Here is a 16,808-nt window from a genome sequence, read left to right as displayed (position 1 = left end):
TGCCCTGGCCGTTGGTGACGCTGGCGGTCACCGTCAGGCTGCCGTTGCCCATCGCAGTGAGCGCCGACGACGGTACATTCACACTCCATACCAGACCGGTCTGTACCGTTGTGGTGTACGTATTGCCGCCCATCGTCACGGTGACGGTATTGCCCACTGTTGCCGACGCCGCTGGTGACGCTGGCGGTCACGGTGTAGGTTGCTTCACCCAGTGCGCTGACCGCCGATGCGGGCACGGTGACGCTCCAGTTGCCCAGCGCATCAATGCTCGCGCTGTAATTTTTACCGTTCAGGGTGACGGTGACGCCGGTTCCCGCGGGCTGGTTGCTGGTGCCGGAGATCAGCACATCCGCCCCCTTCTCAACCGCATTAATCAGGTCGTCGCCCGCAATAGTGTTTATGGTAATGACCGGTGCGGTGACGTTCACCACCACATCCCGCGTTTCAGTACCGGTGTTGCCGGAACGGTCAGTCACACTCACGCTGACGGTATACGTCCCGTTGTTCAGGCCGCTCACTACCGACGCAGGCAGCCCCAGACTCCAGTGGCCTGCACTGTCCACCACGGTGGTGTAATCGACGCTGTTGATAGTGACCGTGACCAGCGCCCCGGCCTCCGCGCCGGTGACCGTGCCGTTGATGATCTGCGCCTGGGCGTGTTCCGGGCGGTTAATAACGTCATCACCCGCGATAGCGTTGATGGTCACCACCGGCAGTGACGCATCCACCAGACCGATGCGATCGACGCTGCGGGAGTTGCCTGCCGGATCGCTGACGCTGGCGGTGACCGTGACGTTGCCATCCGCCAGCGCGCCGACGTCATTCGCCGGGACGTTAACGCTCCAGCTGCCGTCTGCCTGCACTGTCGTCTGGTAGGTTTTGCCGTTCAGCGTCACGGTGACCGTCTGGCCCTGCGGTGCGTTCGACGTACCGCTGAGCGTCAGATCCTGCTGCGCTTCCGCCGCGCTGATGATGTTATCAGCGGTCAGGTTTTCAATCGTCAGTGTGGGTGCCTGGGTATCCACGGTGACCACGCGCACGCTGTCGGCGCTGTTGCCATTACCACTGGTCACGCTGGCGCTGATCTGCTCGCGCCCGTCGGCCAGCGTCTCCATGGCACTCGCCGGAACGCTGACGCTCCATGTTCCGTTGTTTTGTACCTGCGCGGTAAAGGTCTGATCGGCAAATTTAATGACGACCGTTCGCCCCGCTTCCACGCCTTGTGTCTGCCCGGAAATGGTCAGCGCCGCGCCTTTTTCGGCGGCATTGAGTATGTCATCGCCGGAGACCGTATTGATGGCGATCGCTACCGCGCTGACTTCAACGGTAACCGGGTGATCCACCGACACCGGGTTGCCAAAGCTGTCTTCTGCGCTGGCGGTGACGGTCACCGATCCCGTCGGCCAGCTTTGTAGTTCACTCGCCTGCAGGCCAATTTGCCAGTTGCCGCTGCTGTTGATGACGGCCTGATAATCCACGTTATTAATCGTGACCGTGACCACCGTCCCCTGCGGCAGATGGGTGCTGGTGCCCGTGATAGTCAAATCCTGGCGCTGTTCGAGCGAGTTAATCACGTCATCGCCAGAAATCGTATTGATACGCAGCCCCGGCAGGCCGGTGTTGATGCTGACATCCAGATCGCCTGAACCGGTATTGCCCCGGCTGTTGGTCACCGTGGCGGTGAAAGTCAACGGCCCGTCGCCAAAAGCGGTCAGATCGCCGGACGGGATAGTGACGTTCCAGGTGAGATCGCTTCCCACGGTGGCGGTATAGCTGTTACCGCCTGCGGTAATAGTGACCGTATCGCCCTCGGCGGCGTTAGTCACCCGCCCGCTGAGGGTCTGATCGATGCCCGCTTCGGCGTTATTGACCAGGTTGTTGCCTGCAAAGGTGTCGATAATCACCTGCGGTAAAAGGGTATCCACCTGCAAAGGCGCCTGCGCTGTGCCAGTGTTGCCCGCCGCATTGGTGCCGCTCGCGGTCACCGTATACGTTGTGCTGACCAGATCGACAACATCCGCCACCGGCACCTGCACCGACCAGACGCCGCTGGCGACGGTCGCCGTATATTGCACGCCGTTCAACGTGACGGTGACGGTGCTGTCATCGGGCAGATTGGTGGTGCCGCTCAGCGTCAGCGGCTGGGTCGCCTCCTGCGCGTTGAGTACATTGTCCTGACTGATGGGATCCAGTGTCACCACGGGCGCGTCCCTGACCAGGACAATGCTGTGGTTGGCAATGCCTGCGTTGCCTGCGGCGTCCGTGACGTTGGCCGTTATGATGTGGCTGCCCTGGCCGAGTGAAGAGAAAACGGTCGCCGGAACGCCCAGACTCCAGTTGCCGTCCGCCTGAACAACGCCTGTGTAAGTATGCGTGCCGACGGTCACTGTGACGACATCTCCCGCCTCCGCACCGCTGGCGTGCCCGGTGATGATCTGCGCAACGCCCTGCTCGTTGCCGTTGAGCACATCGTCCCCGGCAATGGGGTTAATGGTCACCACCGGAACGCTGATATCTACCTGAAAACTCGCCGTAGTGGCACCGTTGTTGCCTGCTTTGTCGTTGACGCTGGCGGTTAAACTGTGATTGCCGTTCGCCAGCGCGTTGACCTCGCTGGCACTGAGCGTCACCTGCCAGGTGCCGTCGCTGGCGACCGTGGCGGTATGAGACTGACCATTCAGGTTCAGCGTGACGGTCTGCCCCGCTTCAGCGGTGGTTTTCCCGCTCACCACCAGTGGCGCGTTGTGCTCGGCGATGTTGATGATATCGTCCTGAGCAATCGGATTAACGGTGATGGTTGGCGGCTGGCTGTCGATTTTCAGCAACTGGCTGCCGGTGACGGTATTACCTGCGGCATCATGCCCGGTGGCGGTGACTGTCCAGTTGCCGTCTGACAACGCGTTCGCGTCGGCAGCAGGCACCCTGGTGCTCCACGCCCCACCCGCGCCCACGCTGGCGGTATAGGTTTTGCCATTCAGGGTGATGCTCAGCGCAGACCCGGCGGCAAGATGCTCACTGACGCCGGAGAGGGTAAATCCCGCGGCCTGNGGTCACCGTTATGTTACCTGCAGGCGTGACCTCGTTGCCGTCGATTTGCACTACTGACCAGGTGTGTTTGCCGTCGGCCTGCGTCGGCAGTTTGACCGTCCAGACACCGTTGCTGCCCACCATCGCGCTGGCGATCGTGTTGCCGCTGCTGTCCCTGACCTGGATCGTCGCGCCCGGCTCCCCGGTGCCGCTGAAGGTGGGTGTGCTGTCATCGGTCACGGCGTTATTGCTCAACACGCCCTGCGAATCGCCCTGTTTGTCGGTGACCAGAAACGTCGGCGTGGCCGTGCCGTCGCCTGGCGACGGGTTACCCGACGAATCCGATCCGCCACCGCCACCGCCGCCACTGTTTGCCAGCACCGCACCTATTGCACCACCGGCCAGCACGCCCACCGCGGCCCATCCCCACGCGGGATCAATGCCTACGCCGCCAGTGTCGCCAACCAGATCGAGAAACGGATCAATGCTGGAAATGGTTTCAAACTGCGGAACCAGCGGCGTCGCCGCCATGGTCGCGGCTTCGCCGGTACCGGTAAACGTGACATGGGTTAATGCGCCCGCGTCATTAAATACCAGCTCAGACTCTTTTATCGCCTCAGTACCCTGAACAAAATAACCTGAGCAACGAACCACGCTGCCATCTTTCATGTAAATAAGAAGATCGTTCCCTTCGCGAGCATAACGTACGACATCCGTTGCAGGAGCATGCACCTGAACCACTGACGGCTCATATAAGACGACCGTAGAATCCCCCTGATTAATTACGCTCTGTTTCACGGAGGTCTTACGGGAAATAATGTCAATAATCATGCTCATAGCTGTTATCCTGTTTAACAAGGTTTTGCATACAGCAGGATATACACCCCAGTGAGGCCACAATGGCGTCGGGCGTTATTCCAGTCGTGTCGTTAAGCACTGATAAAATTAAGGGCGATTATCTATTTTAGATCGGGTAAATCGTTATAGACGCCCTCTTTGATACCCGCTAAGGGAATCAGATTATTTACCGCGGCGGCATAATTCACCGCTGCGTTCCAGCCATCGTAATTCGCATTAATTTCGGCGGACTGCGCCTGAAACACATCCTGTTCAACGGTTAATAGATCACTCAGGCTGCGTTTACCCAGTTTATATTCATCCCGGTACACGTCTCTTGAGCGCTTCGCGCTGGTCGCCTGGGCGCTGCCCGCCAGTTCACGCCCGCGTGCGCCATTCCAGTTAGCAAACGCAACGGAAGCTTTTTGCAGCACATCCAGCTTTGCCTGTTCCACCTGTGACGCCGAGATTTTGTGTTTACCTTCGGCCTGTTCGACCTGCGCCGAGACCGCGCCGCCCTGATACAGCGGCGCATTGACGTTAAGCTGTAATTGGTCATTCCAGTAGTTGCGGTCGCTGGTCTGATAGCGGGTTTTCGCCCCCTGAATACTCAGGGTTGGCAGATATTCGGCTTTGCTTTTTTCCACGCCATATTCAGCCGACTGACGCAAATTTTCCGCCGCCAGCACCTCGGGGATTTTTCCATAATCTATGTTATCGAGAGAGACCGGTTGCTCGGTAAGTCCGTTGGGCGGCGCGGCAAGCGAGAGGGATTTCACGCCGGTCAGCACGGCAAGCTGCGCCAGCGTACTTTGCAGTTGCGCCTGATACTGTTCCAGATTCGAGCGCATACCTTCGATGCGGGTCTGCGCCTGCAGCTCGTCAGACGAAGAATTCAACCCCGCCGAGGCGCGCAGATTCGCAAGTTTATAGACGCTTTCGAGGGAATGAATATTATTTTGCGCGGCTTCGCTTAATGCCTGATAACGCCGGGCTTCCATATAAGTCAGTGCAGTTTTCTCGGCAACCTCCGAGAGTGTGGACATCAGTTTAAAGCGATAGCTGTCGCGGGCTGCGGTTTGCTGTTTCACGTTATTGCTGGTTTTACCGAAGTCATAAACGAGCTGGGTAATCGTGATGCCATACGACGTGGAATTATCCAGACTGCCGCTGGAATCATACTGACGCGACGGGCCGGCATTGCCGTTCAGCCCTATTTGCGGATACCAGGCGCTTTGCGCTTCATCAATTTGTGCCTGACCAATACCAATCTGTGCCGCCTGCTGCGTGACATCCGGATTACGGCTGAAGGCGCGCAAAATACATTCTTTCAATGTCAGCGCATTCACCGTTGTTACCGCAGGTGCGCTTGCCCACTGCGGAAGTGGTGCCGCCTTAACGTCTGAAAAGAAAGCAACAGCAGACACAACAATAAACAGACCGCTGCCGAATCGTCTGGATAAATTTAATATCGCCATGTATCAGTAACTTCCTTTTAGCCCTTTGAAAGGTCGTTATTCAAAAGCCAACGGCGCCCTTTATTCAAATATCCATAATCCTGATATTTGACAGAGCCATTTTCAGCCCGGACACACAGATTTCGCTTTCCGTTTTTACTGATAAAAACAGAAAGGAAGTCATTTTTTAATAGGAGAGATATACGATATAAATTGTAGTCTACGCCCACGCTTTTTTGCCATTTCAGCGCATATCAAATTTCACTCTGGCAATACCAGTAATAATCGTGCGGTTGAAGCACCGTTTATCTGTCAGTGATTTTCCTTTCGCACCGTAATCATCCGGTTGCGAAACAAAAGGATACGACGTAGTTCACAAAATGAATGACATACTGGTAAAGCACTACCCGGTCATGCTCGCGAAGTGATAATTTGTCTGGCGACGCCGATGGTCTTTATGTGTAAGACGCAAAAGGCATACTACGAGTCTGGATGAGAAAAAAGAGGTCATTCAGTGAGGTAAAGGAAAGTGGCGGAGAGAGGGGGATTTGAACCCCCGGTAGAGTTGCCCCTACTCCGGTTTTCGAGACCGGTCCGTTCAGCCGCTCCGGCATCTCTCCGTTTTATGGTTGCCATCATGCCAGGATCTTTGGCATTTTAACAGCCCCGGTACCTCCAATTCTGTTCAAGTGACGAGTTTGCGAGCAAAGCGATGATTAAGTGGCCCTGGAAAACACATGACACGAGCCCCGATCCCCAGATCAAATGGGAGCAGGCGCTTGCCATTCCTGTTTTAGCTAANCTTTGCATTGCTCTTCTGCCTGCCGGTACTGGAACTGGGCCTCGAGTGGCTGGATGGTTTTCACGAAATCCTCATCTACCCCGCACCGTTCGTGGTAGACGATGAGTGGGAAGACGACATTGGGCTGGTGCACAATCAGCGGGTCGTGCAGTCGGGGCAAAGCTGGCAACAGGGGCCGATCGTGCTTAACTGGCTCGATATTCTGGATTCTTTCGACGCCTCCGGTTTCAACCTGATTGTTCATGAAGTGGCGCATAAGCTCGACACCCGCAACGGCGATCGCGCCAGCGGCGTGCCATTGATCCCGTTGCGCGAAGTGGCTGGCTGGGAACATGACCTGCACGCGGCGATGAATAACATTCAGGATGAAATCGACATGGTGGGCGAAAGCGCTGCCAGCATTGACGCCTATGCGGCGAGCGATCCGGCGGAGTGTTTTGCCGTGTTGTCAGAATACTTTTTCAGCGCGCCTGAGTTCTTTGCACCCCGCTTCCCGGCGCTCTGGCAGCGTTTCTGCCAGTTTTATCAACAGGACCCGCTGGCACGCTTACGCGAGAATGGTGCCTGTGTCGACGATAACGCACCGGTAGTTCACTAAAACAACAGCTTGCATTAAATTCATTCAATTGAATCAGCAGGTTAAATTTAGTGTTGACACAAAAATAGCGAGCTATTAGTATTCGCCCCGTTCACACGATTCCTCTGTAGTTCAGTCGGTAGAACGGCGGACTGTTAATCCGTATGTCACTGGTTCGAGTCCAGTCAGAGGAGCCAGATTTCTGAAAAGCCTGCTTTCGAGCAGGCTTTTTGCTTTTCATTACACGGCGCACATTTCTCCTTGTTTTGAAGAAAGCTCATTTTTGAACTCTTTCTCTCGTTTCCTCTGTTATTCTGCCAATATGCCTAATACATGCTTATAAAAGTGTCATTAATGACCCTTTTTCATACGTATGGTCTGTTTCAAACCAGAAATTGTACGATATAAAACAGTAAAGGTTCAAAAATGAACTTTTTTGCCCTATAGTCGAGTTATATCGCCGCAAAGAGGCGCTAAAACATTCGGAGGTGTCAAAAGTGAACCTTGATGAAACGAAATCTTTGATGAAAAATGCCTCTGAGACTGACGGCACACCGAGGCTGAGCGTTTTAGAACTTACATCACTGCCGCAGATCCTGATCAGTGAACTCAAACGGCAGAGCATCACTTATGAAGAGATGGCAATTCAAATTGGCGTTTCTCTCTCAACATTTAAACGATTGGTTGCTAAGCCATCCTCTGCGAAGGCTATCAACCTTCATGCATTGCTTAAAGAACTTGGGATAACCGTATGGCTCGAAAAGTAGCAGTGTGGCTATACGACAAGCCTGCAGGTACGTTGAGTGAAGAAAAAACAGGCTTTGCGTTCTGTTATCTGGCCGATTATACCGGCCGTGCGATATCGCTTAGCATGCCAGTCAGGTCTGAACCTTATTTAAGTGAAGAGCTTCATCCTTTCTTCAAAGGCCTGGCCCCGGAGGGGTGGCTACGTAAGCGATACGCTGAAATTCAAAAAATTGACGATAAAGATTTGTTCGGTTTACTGATGCAAAATGGTAACGACTTGCTCGGCGCAGTCGTACTCAAAGAGATAACGTAATGAATCCAGAACGCTGCCTGATAAATTTAAGCAAGCTCAATGAATCCGGGTTAAAAACGGGTTATTCAACAAAAGGCATTAAACACCTGCTGGGTAGCTTAAATGTGTCCCTTAGCTTGCCTTTCACGCGTAGCCAGTTTATTCAGGAACTCCCCGAGCGCCAGAAAGGGATGAGCATTTCAGGCTATCAACCCAAGCTTTCTCTCCGCCTGGAGAATGGAGAATTGATGGTCGTCAGCAACGACGGAACCTATATCCTGAAACCCTCTCCCGAAGAGTATCCATACCTGGCAGAAAATGAGCATGCCACGATGAGCGTCATGCAACGGCTAAAATTTGAAGTCCCTCCCTTTGGACTTATGCCATTTAAGCATGAAGACCACCGCTCCGACGAACTGGCTTTTATCATCAAGAGATATGACCGCCTGGGTGCAGATAACGCCAGATTACATCAGGAACAACTGGATGGCGCGATGGGACTCGGCGATAAATACGGCAATATTGATAATAAGAAAACCGTCAGTTACGAAAAAGCCGCTAAGTTTCTGAATAATTCAGTGAGCCACCGTTTAACGAGTAAGCGAGACCTCTTTTTACGCATCGTTTATGCCTGGGTACTGGGCAATAACGATTTTCATCTGCGGAATATTGGCATCATACATCCAGAAACGGGATCACCCTCGCTGGCGCCGGTCTATGACTTTATCAGCGTGGTGCCCTATCCGGCAGCGTTTCGGGAATATTTAGCGCTGCCGTTGCTTGAATGCGAAGAAAATGATGCAGCGAACGCGCCGGGAATAGATTCCCCCTACGGCGAATATCTGGGTGCAGACTTTATCCTTCTGGCGCAGGGTATGGATATTAACCCCAGCCTTGCCAAAAAATGGCTTGCAGACGTTGTTAAAAGCCATCCGATCATTATTGATACTTATACGGAAAGTCATCTGCCCGAAGGGCAACGAGAAGCGATTCTTGAATACGTTGCACGACGAATAACGCTACTCACCGTGACCGCGCTGTAACAAAAAGCCTGCTTTCGAGCAGGCTTTTTGCTTTTTAGATCTGATAATCGATAGCCACCTCTTCCGGCTCCATCGCCTGCTGCTTAATTTCCTCCAGCGACAGCCCGGCATTACATAATTCAATAAACCGCCAGACATAGTTACGTTGTAACTGACCACGTTTTAAGCCCAACCAGACGGTATTTGCATCGAAAAGATGACGGGTTTCGAGACGTGTGAGTGTGTCAGATTCCTGATTGTCACCTGACTGCTCCGCCACCAGGCCAATCCCCAGCCCTAACTCAACATACGTTTTGATGACGTCGGAATCCTGGGCGCTGAGCACCACGTCCGGCACCAGCCCGCGGCGGTTAAACGCTTCGTCAATACGCGAACGACCGGTAATGCCCTGGCGGTAGGTAATCAGCGGCCAACGGGCAATCTCATCGAGCGTCAGCGGCGAGACCTGCGTCAGCGGATGATCTTTGGGCACCAGCAGGCTGTGATACCAGCGAAACCACGGAAACGCGGCAAGCGTCGGATCGTTGCTCAATCGCTCGCTGGCAATGCCAATATCCGCCCCGCCGTTATGCAGCAGCGCGTCGATTTCCTGCGGCGTGCCCTGGATCAGCTCCAGCCGTACGTCGCTGTACAATTCGCGGAACGCCTTAATCACTGGCGGCAGACTGTAGCGCGCCTGGGTGTGCGTCGTTGCGATGGTCAACACACCCGACGCGTCATTGGTGAACAGGTCGGCGAGACGACGGACGTTGCTCGCCTCATTCAGAATGCGCTCGGCAATCACCAGCAGCGCTTTGCCCGGCTCCGTCATCCCCAGCAGGCGCTTTCCGCGGCGGATGAAAATCTCGATCCCCAGCTCTTCTTCCAGCTCGCGGATATGGCGGCTCACGCCGGATTGCGACGTGTAGAGCATGTTGGCGACTTCTGTCAGGTTGTAATCCTGCCGCGCTGCCTCACGGATTATTTTAAGTTGCTGGAAATTCACCCTTCCCTCCGGGACCATCAGACATACTGCTATTGTTAGAGTCTGCGCTTCCGGCGAACAAATAATAAAAACCAGCATCTTATTCCAGACTGGAATATAGCTTAGCTAACCAGCTGCAATTCCCGGTTCTCCACACGGTGACGCCCATTCCGCTGGCGATAGCGGCGGTCAGCGTGGTGATAGAATCGATTTCGCCGACGACTTTCGCCGTCAGACGCCGCAGTGAGAAGGCTTCATCCACCCGCGCCCGCACAGCGCTGTAGTCGCGCGGCAAAAAGAGGTTCATCTCCGCCACGACGCTCAGGTCAACGCTNACCACATAGAGTTCTTCTTTCAATAACGGCTGGCTGTTCACCCCCGCAACCGGCGCGCGATCGTACAGCACCGCCATATCGAGCTGGCCGTTCAGCAGTTTGTCGTTAAGAATGCCGCCGCTGTTTTCATGCAGATAGACCAGCACGTCCGGCAACTCGTTGCGTACTGTCTGCAATAACGGCATCGTCACCGCAGACGCCGCCGTGCCCGCTCAGCGTCTGCCCGACGTGAGTCACCGCCATGTGCGCCTGCTCGCACTGCCGCAAAATGGTCCGCGCGTGGGTGTACAAAATTTTCCCGGCTTCCGTCGGCGTGACGCCCCGCTTGGTACGAATTAACAGTTGCTGATCCAGTTCCCCTTCCAGAGTGGCGACCTGTTGACTCAGCGCGGGCTGCGCGATGTGCAACACCTCTGCGGCCTGCGTCAGGCTACCGATGTCGACGATTTTCACAAAGTACTTCAGTCGTCTTAAATTCATATTGCCCCCTGTCCGGAATGCCATGCCCTTTTGGGCGGTCTTGTAGCCGAAGTTGTTGCAATATGCTTGCCAGCTTTTAACAACGGCCCGCCAGCACCGATGAATAAGCGTTTCTGATGTATTTTCCACTTTTTGCGCAACAGCCAGCAGAAGCCGCTATGCCCCATCAGGGGTATTTTTGCACCGTCACAGTGCAGCATTGGTCAATAAAACGGCAACCCGGCTGATTTTGCTGAAATTGTCAGCAGTCAGCGCCTGAGAGGGCATCCTGGCTTTGACAAAGCCGGAGTGCGCCGTTACTATTCCGCCCGTTCACACGATTCCTCTGTAGTTCAGTCGGTAGAACGGCGGACTGTTAATCCGTATGTCACTGGTTCGAGTCCAGTCAGAGGAGCCAGATTTTGAAAAGCCTGCTTTCGAGCGGGCTTTTTGCTTTTCTGCGCCCCACCTCATTCACCACTCCGCAAAAATGCGTACCTGACCGCATTTATCGATACAATATCCTTATTATTTATAGTGGTTTGCTATTTCCTTCTTTATACTTTTCCCGGCTCTATGACTTTTTGTGAGGTTATAGGTTTACCTTCCTGAAAAATAAACTCTTTCCGGCATTTCAGGTGCTGAATGAGGCAAGAGGCTTACATTATGTTCATTACGCTCGCGTATGTTGTTCTGTTTCTGGTCTGCTGTTACGGACTCTTCAGAATCGACCAGAAAAGCTCCTCCCTGTCTAAACCCGTTTTTATCGCCCTCTTCACCGGCGGTCTCATCGGGCTCTCCCTGCATCTCGTAGATAGTGATACCAGCAAACAGATCATCGACTGGTTTGATATGGTCGGTAATGGTTATGTGAATTTGCTCAAGCTGGTGGCGATTCCGCTTATCTTTATTTCCATCCTGTCGGCCATTAATAAGCTGGAAAACAGCGCTGGGATGGGGAAAATGTCGTTAACTATTGTCGGTTGCATGCTGTTTCTGGTGATGACGGCGGGCTTTATTGGCCTGTTAACCGCGAAAACACTGGGGCTGGACGCCAGCGCGTTTAGTCATCTGCAAACGACGCTGACAGACGACGATGTCACCCGCACCGCCGCCGTCTCCTTGCCAAAACTCATCACCTCGCTCATTCCGACCAATCTCTTTCTTGATCTGACCGGCGCACGCAGCGTGTCGGTGATTGGGATCGTGATATTCACGCTGCTGGCGGGCGTGGCGCTGCTGAAAGTGAAAAAAGAAGCGCCTGAAGAGGGTAAAAAATTAAGCGCCGGGATCAACGCAATGCAGATCTGGGTGATGAAGATGGTGCGCATTGTTATTGCGCTGACGCCTTACGGCGTGATGGCGTTAATGGCGAAAGTGTTCTCAACCTATCGCCTCGAACAGTTTGCCAGCCTGCTCGGCTTTATTACCGCCTGCTATCTGGCAGTGCTGATGATGTTTATTGTGCATGGCCTTCTGCTGTTACTGGCGGGTAAAAATCCCGTTCAGTATTACAAAACCGTCTGGCCTGCGCTGACGTTCGCCTTTGTGTCGCGCAGCAGCGCAGCCTCTATTCCGCTGGCAATCACCGCGCAGGAAAAATGTGGCGTACCAAATACTGTCGCTAATATTGCCGCCTCGTTCGGATCCAGCATGGGGCAAAACGGCTGTGCGGGCATTTACCCCGCCATTATGGTGGCGATGATTGCCCCAACCGTGGGCATCGACCCGCTGTCACTTCCGTCCCGCCATCGCGCTCGGGTCGATCGGCGTCGCCGGGGTTGGCGGTGGCGGCACGTTTGCCGCACTTATCGTGCTCTCAACGCTGAATTTCCCTGTCGCGCTGGTCGGTATTTTTATCGCCATTGAGCCTGTGGTCGACATGGCCAGAACCGCACTGAACGTGAATGGCTCCATGATGTCGGGCGTGCTGACTTCCCGCCTGTTGGACCGCGAAGACGCGCAGTCGCAGGAACGGGTCTCCCTCAATTAATTTTTTCTGGCCCCGCGACGGGGCCTTGTTTTTGTTCTGCCTGCATAAATCTTCACCACTCTGTTGATTCAGCCTTTTGCCACCTTTTGTTTCACAATCCTGTGACATACTATCCGTAAATCCAGAATCGCTGAGACAGGGAGTAAATGATGAACACTACAGGTAATGGGCTGACGCCGGAGCAGGCGCTGACGCAGCTTGAAGCACTGTATGAAGAGTCAGTCAGTGCGTTGCGTGGCGCGATTGCTGATTACATCAGTGACAATACGCTACCGGATACCGACGCCCGTGCCAGGGGTCTGTTCGTGTATCCTGAGTTGTCCGTATCATGGAACGGGATTGCGCCGGATGCGCCTAACACCCGCGCCTACGCCCGCTTTACCCACGCCGGTTGCTACACCACCACGATTACGCATCCTGAACTGTTCCGTCACTATCTGCTGGAACAACTGACGCTGCTGTATGAGAACTACGGCGCACATATTTCCGTTGCCCGTTCGCAACATGAAATCCCCTATCCTTATGTGATTGATGGCTCCACGCTGACGCTGGACCGCTCGATGAGCGCCGGGCTGACCCGCCATTTCCCGACCACCGAGCTGTCGCAGATTGGCGATGAAACGGCGGATGGCCTGTTCCACCCAGGCGAGTTTTACCCGCTGTCGCATTTTGACGCCCGCCGTGTTGATTTCTCACTGGCACGCCTGCGCCACTACACCGGCACGCCGGTCGAGCATTTCCAGCCGTTCGTGCTATTCACCAACTACACACGCTATGTCGATGAGTTTGTCCGCTGGGGATGCAGCCAGATCCTCGACCCGGAAAGCCCGTACATTGCCCTCTCCTGCGCAGGCGGGATCTGGATCACTGCCGAGACCGACGCGCCGGAACAGGCGATTTCCGATCTGGCGTGGAAAAAGCATCAGATGCCGGCCTGGCACCTGATCACTAAAGACGGCCAGGGCATTACGTTGATTAACATCGGCGTCGGCCCGGCTAATGCGAAAAATATTTGCGATCATCTGGCAGTGCTGCGCCCGGATGTCTGGCTGATGATTGGTCACTGCGGCGGCCTGCGTGAAAGCCAGGCGATTGGCGACTATGTGCTTGCCCATGCTTACCTGCGTGACGACCACGTGCTGGATGCTGTGCTGCCGCCGGACATTCCTATTCCGAGCATCGCAGAGGTGCAGCGCGCACTGTACGACGCCACCAAGCAGGTCAGCGGTATGCCGGGTGAAGAGGTTAAACAACGCCTGCGCACCGGGACGGTGGTCACTACCGACGACCGTAACTGGGAGCTGCGCTATTCTGCCTCGGCGCTGCGTTTTAATCTCAGCCGCGCGGTCGCCATCGATATGGAAAGCGCCACCATCGCCGCACAGGGTTACCGTTTCCGTGTACCGTACGGCACGTTGCTGTGTGTGTCCGACAAACCGCTGCATGGCGAAATCAAACTGCCCGGGCAGGCTAACCGGTTTTATGAAGGGGCGATTTCCGAACATTTGCAGATTGGCATCCGCGCGATTGATTTGCTGCGTGCCGAGGGCGAACGCCTGCATTCACGCAAACTGCGCACCTTCAACGAACCTCCGTTCCGTTAATTATCAGGTGAACTCATGACAACAACATCGCCTCTCAATGCCCTACGTAACGTGCTGCAGGCACAAGGCCTGGACGGAATATTTGTTCCCCGCGCCGACCCGTTTCAGAGCGAGTACGCCGCGCCTCACGACGACAAACTGGCCTGGCTGACCGGGTTTACCGGCTCGGCCGGGCATGCGCTGGTATTGCACGATCGGGCGATTATTTTCGTCGACGGGCGCTATCAGGTACAGGTGCGCCAGGAAGTGGATTTGAACGAATGGGAAATCCGCCATCTGCATGACGATCCGCTGGCGGAGGTNCCACCAGCCAGTATGAGAGCCTGCAGGCCACCCACTGCAAGATGGTTGCGCTGCCCGACGATCCGTTTACTGCCATCTGGGCCGATCGCCCTGCCGCCCCGCACGGCATGATCCGCGTTATGCCGGACGACGTGAGCGGTGAAAGCAGCAACAGCAAGCGTGAACGTATCGCCGCGCTGTTGGCGGAAAAAGGCGTGGATTACCTGGCAATTTCCCAGCCGGATAACATCGCCTGGCTGCTCAACGTGCGCGGGGCGGATATCGCCATGAGCCCGGTGGTACTGTCGTTTGCCCTGCTGAGTCATACCGGCGAACTGGAGTGGTTTGTCGACAGTGAAAAAACCGCGCAACTGCCGTCTGAATTACTCGACGCGCTTAATCTCTCGCCGATGGACGCTTTTATTCCGCGCTGCCAGCAGATTGCCATTGGCAAACGCGTGATGCTGGACAACGACACCTCACCGGTGGCCGTCCGTTTTGCTGTAGAAAAACACGGCGGCGAAGTGGTCTGGCAACCGGATCCCGTCACCTTTATCAAAGCGAAGAAAAACCCGGTTGAGCTGGAAGGCTACCGCGACAGTCACCGCAAGGACGGCGCGGCATGGGTGAATTTTCTCGCCTGGCTGTCGCATGAAGTTCCGGTGCGTGAAGCGGCAGGCAACCCGCTCACTGAGCTGGAGGCGCAGGCGCAGCAACTGGTGTTTCGTCAGCAGCAGGACGGTTTTATCGAGCAGAGTTTTGGCACCATTTCCGCCTCTGCCAGCAATGCGGCGATGTGCCACTATCACGCCAGCGAAGCGACCAACGCAGCCATCACCAGCGAAAACTTTTACCTCAACGACTCCGGCGGCCAGTACAGCAACGGCACCACTGACGCCACGCGCACGCTGGCGTTTGCGCAACTGGGGCCGCAACAGCGCCTGCATTACACTGCGGTGCTGAAAGGGTTTTTATCGCTGATCACGCTGCAGTTTCCACAGGGCTCGCACGGGCACCAGCTCGACGCTTTCGCCCGCCGCCCGCTGTGGGAACTGGGGCTCGATTTTGACCACGGCACCGGTCACGGCGTGGGGCATCAGTTGATGATCCACGAAGGGCCGCAGCGCATCGCCAAAAAGGTTAACCCGTGGCCGCTGACGGCGGGCAATATCATGACCATCGAACCCGGTTATTATCTGGCAGACCAGTACGGCATTCGCATTGAAAACCAGGTGGAAATTATCGATGCGCAGCCCGGTTTCTGCCGTTTCAACTCTCTGACGCTGATACCGATTGATTTAAGCCAGGTGGACTGGAATCTGTTGAGCGATCAGGACGTTGAATGGATCGACAACTACCATCAGCACGTTCGCGAAACCCTGTCGCCACTGGTGAACAGCGACGCACGCCCGTGGCCCCGCCGAACGCTACGGGTGAATTGTTGTTCCATCATGGTGTTTCCCCACTGGTCGCCCTGCCATTCTTTCGTCAATGTGAAACCGAATGACTCATACAGGTGCCTCGCTGCCGTGAGTTTATTGAACGTCCAGAGCTGAACGGCGGAAAACGCATTTTCATCGCAAAACGTCATCGCTTCAGCCATCAGCTTTCTGCCCACACCGCTGCCACGGCAGCCGTCGTCAAGAATAAACCAGCGCAAATGGGCTTCATTGTTTCCCAGGTCTTCACCGTCAATAGCGACAGAGCCGACGATGCGCCCGCTCTGCACCGCCAGCCAGATCTGATTACACGCCTTATCCAGACGGCCCGCAAAATCCGCCAGCCCCACGGCGACCTTACGTTCAAAAAAACTGCCGAAATGGTGCTCTCTTGCGTAATAGCTGCCATGCATTTCCGTTATGCGACCAATCATGCCCGGCTGATAGCCGGTGACGATGTTGATGCTGCTTTGCGCATTCAGGGAGGCGTTATCACGGCAGGCTTTCAGGGCGCTGGCATAGGCGCGAAGGCCTTGCGAGACGACATGTTGCTGGCTGGGTTCCATTTTTTCTAATGCAGCGATGACCCGCGCATTACTGTAATGGTTTATCTTCCGTACCGTTTCCCTGCCCTGGGCGGTAAGACGAAGCAGCCTGACCCTTGCATCTTCCGCAGAGGGGTTTTCTTCCAGTTCACCGACGGTGACGAGTTTGGCCAGCATGCGGCTGACACTGGACTTCTCAAGCCCCAGGAGCTGTACCAACTGAGCCGCGGTGATCGCCCCTCGCGCTTCCACTTCAAGCAACGTATGCACCATGGACGGGGAATACTCCGTTGCCGCCAGAGTACGATTCATAAAACCGAGTTCGCGCACCATCAGACGTGATGATGCGCGAATGTCTTCAACCAGTGGCGATTCGGCTGTCATTGACTTTTACCTTGTGGAATA

The 16,808-nt window shown here is 55.1% G+C and carries 7 protein-coding genes, 3 tRNA genes and 5 pseudogenes; 9 read left to right on the top strand and 6 right to left on the bottom strand.

Annotation, left to right across the window (positions count from 1 at the left end; all coding sequences use genetic code 11):
• The 3 genes and pseudogenes from GM30_RS28185 to GM30_RS09065 all read right to left on the bottom strand — a co-directional run.
• Positions 1-3,864 (bottom strand): annotated as a pseudogene (locus GM30_RS28185) (Ig-like domain-containing protein); the annotation flags it as partial.
• 122 nt (positions 3,865-3,986) lie between these two features.
• A complete protein-coding gene (locus tag GM30_RS09070) occupies positions 3,987-5,342 on the bottom strand; it encodes a TolC family outer membrane protein (RefSeq protein ID WP_080993408.1) in 1,356 nt (451 codons plus the stop codon).
• 509 nt (positions 5,343-5,851) lie between these two features.
• Positions 5,852-5,941 (bottom strand) — tRNA-Ser (locus GM30_RS09065).
• A 92-nt stretch (positions 5,942-6,033) separates the two neighbouring features.
• Between GM30_RS09065 and mtfA the strand changes: the two are divergent.
• The 5 genes and pseudogenes from mtfA (at position 6,034) to GM30_RS09040 (ending at position 8,782) form a co-directional block, all read left to right on the top strand.
• Positions 6,034-6,721 (top strand): annotated as a pseudogene (mtfA, locus tag GM30_RS09060) (DgsA anti-repressor MtfA).
• Positions 6,722-6,821: 100 nt separating this feature from the next.
• Positions 6,822-6,897, top strand: a tRNA-Asn gene (locus tag GM30_RS09055).
• A 300-nt stretch (positions 6,898-7,197) separates the two neighbouring features.
• The gene (locus GM30_RS26080) at positions 7,198-7,467 is read left to right on the top strand and encodes an XRE family transcriptional regulator (protein ID WP_238158678.1); all 270 of its coding nucleotides are present in this window, start codon (positions 7,198-7,200) and stop codon (positions 7,465-7,467) included.
• Positions 7,452-7,760 (top strand): HipA N-terminal domain-containing protein, encoded by a 309-nt coding sequence (locus GM30_RS09045; protein ID WP_049848346.1) that lies wholly within the window; start codon positions 7,452-7,454, stop codon positions 7,758-7,760. Before GM30_RS26080 ends, GM30_RS09045 begins: the two co-directional genes overlap by 16 nt.
• Positions 7,760-8,782, top strand: coding sequence for a type II toxin-antitoxin system HipA family toxin (locus GM30_RS09040; RefSeq protein ID WP_049848345.1), 1,023 nt, complete (start codon positions 7,760-7,762; stop codon positions 8,780-8,782). Before GM30_RS09045 ends, GM30_RS09040 begins: the two co-directional genes overlap by 1 nt.
• 34 nt (positions 8,783-8,816) lie before the next feature.
• On the opposite strand, the gene cbl is transcribed toward GM30_RS09040, so the two are convergent.
• Both cbl and nac read right to left on the bottom strand, forming a co-directional pair.
• The gene (gene cbl / locus GM30_RS09035) at positions 8,817-9,767 is read right to left on the bottom strand and encodes an HTH-type transcriptional regulator Cbl (RefSeq protein ID WP_049848344.1); all 951 of its coding nucleotides are present in this window, start codon (positions 9,765-9,767) and stop codon (positions 8,817-8,819) included.
• 133 nt (positions 9,768-9,900) lie between these two features.
• Positions 9,901-10,561 (bottom strand): annotated as a pseudogene (gene nac / locus GM30_RS09030) (nitrogen assimilation transcriptional regulator NAC); the annotation flags it as partial.
• A 321-nt stretch (positions 10,562-10,882) separates the two neighbouring features.
• On the opposite strand from nac, the gene GM30_RS09025 reads away from it, so the two are divergent.
• The 4 genes and pseudogenes from GM30_RS09025 to GM30_RS09010 all read left to right on the top strand — a co-directional run.
• Positions 10,883-10,958 (top strand) — tRNA-Asn (locus GM30_RS09025).
• A 248-nt stretch (positions 10,959-11,206) separates the two neighbouring features.
• A pseudogene (locus GM30_RS09020) lies at positions 11,207-12,533 on the top strand (cation:dicarboxylate symporter family transporter).
• Positions 12,534-12,682: 149 nt separating this feature from the next.
• Complete coding sequence (locus tag GM30_RS09015) at positions 12,683-14,137, top strand: AMP nucleosidase (protein WP_049848343.1); 1,455 nt, start codon at positions 12,683-12,685, stop codon at positions 14,135-14,137.
• 15 nt (positions 14,138-14,152) lie between these two features.
• A pseudogene (locus tag GM30_RS09010) lies at positions 14,153-15,834 on the top strand (M24 family metallopeptidase); the annotation flags it as partial.
• Here GM30_RS09010 and GM30_RS09005 read toward each other — a convergent pair.
• Complete coding sequence (locus tag GM30_RS09005) at positions 15,780-16,787, bottom strand: bifunctional helix-turn-helix transcriptional regulator/GNAT family N-acetyltransferase (RefSeq protein WP_049848342.1); 1,008 nt, start codon at positions 16,785-16,787, stop codon at positions 15,780-15,782. The pseudogene GM30_RS09010 and the gene GM30_RS09005 sit on opposite strands and share 55 nt — an antisense overlap.
• Positions 16,788-16,808: the final 21 nt, after the last annotated feature.

Origin of the sequence: Trabulsiella odontotermitis (genome assembly GCF_001188485.1) — a bacterium.
Lineage (GTDB): Bacteria > Pseudomonadota > Gammaproteobacteria > Enterobacterales > Enterobacteriaceae > Trabulsiella > Trabulsiella odontotermitis_A.
Note: the sequence above shows the minus strand (reverse complement) of the source record. Positions and strands in the feature narration are given on the sequence as shown.

What these genes read in the sequence shown, in the direction of transcription:
- GM30_RS09015 (WP_049848343.1), top strand. Translation starts at nt 12,683, where the DNA reads ATGAACACTACAGGTAATGGGCTGACGCCGGAGCAGGCGCTGACGCAG.
- GM30_RS09005 (WP_049848342.1), bottom strand. Translation starts at nt 16,787, where the DNA reads ATGACAGCCGAATCGCCACTGGTTGAAGACATTCGCGCATCATCACGT.
- GM30_RS09045 (WP_049848346.1), top strand. Translation starts at nt 7,452, where the DNA reads ATGGCTCGAAAAGTAGCAGTGTGGCTATACGACAAGCCTGCAGGTACG.
- GM30_RS09040 (WP_049848345.1), top strand. Translation starts at nt 7,760, where the DNA reads ATGAATCCAGAACGCTGCCTGATAAATTTAAGCAAGCTCAATGAATCC.
- GM30_RS09070 (WP_080993408.1), bottom strand. Translation starts at nt 5,342, where the DNA reads ATGGCGATATTAAATTTATCCAGACGATTCGGCAGCGGTCTGTTTATT.